This is a genomic window from Halobacillus sp. (assembly GCF_049282395.1).
Classification (GTDB): Bacteria; Bacillota; Bacilli; order Bacillales; family Halobacillaceae; genus Halobacillus.
The window spans coordinates 1-2,008 of sequence record NZ_JBAPTY010000023.1 but is presented as its reverse complement, the minus strand read 5'-3'; the positions used below and the strand labels follow the sequence as shown (position 1 = coordinate 2,008).

Below are 2,008 nucleotides of genomic sequence, written 5' to 3'. Positions count from 1 at the left end.
TCTCGCAAGGATTATCTGCATAAAATTTCTACCGAAATCATCAAAAACCACGATGTGATCGGGGTAGAAAATCTTCAAATTTCCAATATGCTCAAAAACCGAAAACTATCCAAATCGATTAGTGATGTGAGCTGGTCGATGTTCACGTCTATGCTCGAATACAAAGCAAAGTGGTACGGGAAGCAGTTGGTACCCGTATCTAAAGTTTTTGCGAGTTCACAGCTGTGTTCCAAGTGCGGATACCAAAACAGTGAGGTAAAGAATCTCGCTGTTCGAACGTGGAACTGCCCGAATTGCGGCTCCCGCCACGATCGCGATCTAAATGCGAGTTTCAATATATTGAAGGAAATTAAAAGAATCCTTCCAACCGTCGGTGCCACGGGGCTAGCCTAATCATTTGAACGAATCGTTAGGTTCGTGCTCTTAGGAATCCCCCAACTTCAAGGAGTGTCAGCGAGTAAGTGGGGGTAGTTCAAAATTTGTCCGTATAAAAATGGGATATTGGGAGATTTTAAGATATAAGACAGCTTAAACTCCTACTTAATCTCCTAATGATTTTTCTTTTCATCGGATCAGAGTTTATCGCACGCATGCTCACCGTCTGTCCAGATAGGAGGTGAGGATGATTTGGATACAAATGTGCTATTTGAACTTCTAAGACTATCTGTGGACGTACTAAACTTTCTGGCCTTTCTCTTGTTTTCGACGATATTTGTATTTAAATCGAAACAGCCATAGAGAATAATCATATCCTAATGGACCACTAGTGATAACTGGTGGTCATTTTATTTAATTTAGGGAATTGATAAACGTTGTTGATTAATCAACAACAGCTTACTAAAAGAAAGAATGGTAAACTCCTGTTGAAAGTAAATACAACGTAAGCAGGGTCAGAACAGTGATGAGGAGGATAAATTGTTTCTTTGATGCACTTACAACGAGAGCATTATTTGGATCGAATTTATAACTCCAGAGGATTACACCGGTTAAAAACAGCATTCCGATACCTAGAAAGAGATTGATCATTAGAATCGCTCCTTTACATAATGTACGAATTCAGTAAATAAAAGTTTCAATTGTCAGAATTATTAAAATAGTGAGGATGGACTAGTTTAATAATCTGGAAATCGGTATATAATGTTAAAACCAACAGCGAGCACTACCCTTTTACCATCTTCATGTAAACAGAATATGAATTTTTCGACAAAAATTCGTAAAAATCGTGTTGCATCGTTAAAATGCGATTGTTATAATGAGGAACATACTCCAGTTGAGGCGAACCAATCTCATTTCATGCGGGTGTAGTTTAGTGGTAAAACCTCAGCCTTCCAAGCTGATGATGAGGGTTCGATTCCCTTCACCCGCTCCAATCACTTTTTTCAAAGTGAGATTGCTTTTATTTTATACTATGTGAACCAACGCAGTGTTTCGTTAATTGAGGTAACGAAGCATTGCGTTTTTTATTGAGGAAAAAAGGATACACCCTATAATAGACACAACCATAATAGGAGGATCCATGTTAATGAAACAATTACAGCAGAAATTAAAACAAATAGACGGAAAAAGTTATAAAGGATATAAAGATATTCAAGGAAAGCACGCGTTTCAGAATTACGATGTATTTATGGATTATGTACAAGGTGATCCCTTCGCGGCACCTTCTAAAATAAGAATTCGCATTCCAAATGAGAAACGTCCCATTCAAAAAGAATGGAAAGAAAGCAGAAGCCGTAAGATTTATGCAGAAGATCGAATTGCCCGCGCTGTAGCGAAAGCGATTGCCAAGAATCATACAGATGTGAAAGGAACAGGAAAGAGCGGGATGGTCGCTGTAGATCGTCCAGGTCAGGAGATTCTGGACCGTGCCGCAGTCAACCTGAATCCAGAAGATATGACGGTCTGCCTCACGATCGGCCTTCCGGCTAATGGACGCCGTATCAATGGCAGGGAAGCGGACAAGCTCTTCTTCAAAGTCATCCCTGAGATTATTCAGCATTCTGTTTTTTCC

Annotated in this window: 3 protein-coding genes and 1 tRNA gene; 3 read left to right on the top strand and 1 reads right to left on the bottom strand. The window is 39.5% G+C overall.

Annotation, left to right across the window (positions count from 1 at the left end):
- On the top strand, positions 1-393 hold a 393-nt coding region (locus tag WAM07_RS01085), incomplete at its 5' end, for an RNA-guided endonuclease TnpB family protein (RefSeq protein WP_422164042.1).
- Positions 394-837: 444 nt separating this feature from the next.
- On the opposite strand, the gene WAM07_RS01080 is transcribed toward WAM07_RS01085, so the two are convergent.
- Positions 838-1,026 carry a hypothetical protein gene (locus tag WAM07_RS01080; protein WP_422164040.1) on the bottom strand — a complete coding sequence of 63 codons (189 nt, stop codon included), beginning with the start codon at positions 1,024-1,026 and terminating at the stop codon, positions 838-840.
- 269 nt (positions 1,027-1,295) lie between these two features.
- On the opposite strand from WAM07_RS01080, the gene WAM07_RS01075 reads away from it, so the two are divergent.
- Positions 1,296-1,369, top strand: a tRNA-Gly gene (locus tag WAM07_RS01075).
- A 153-nt stretch (positions 1,370-1,522) separates the two neighbouring features.
- The coding region (locus tag WAM07_RS01070; protein ID WP_422164038.1) for an ABC-ATPase domain-containing protein at positions 1,523-2,008 on the top strand (486 nt) is incomplete at its 3' end.

Coding starts and splice junctions, on each gene's coding strand:
- WAM07_RS01080 (WP_422164040.1), bottom strand. CDS start 1,026: ATGATCAATCTCTTTCTAGGTATCGGAATGCTGTTTTTAACCGGTGTA.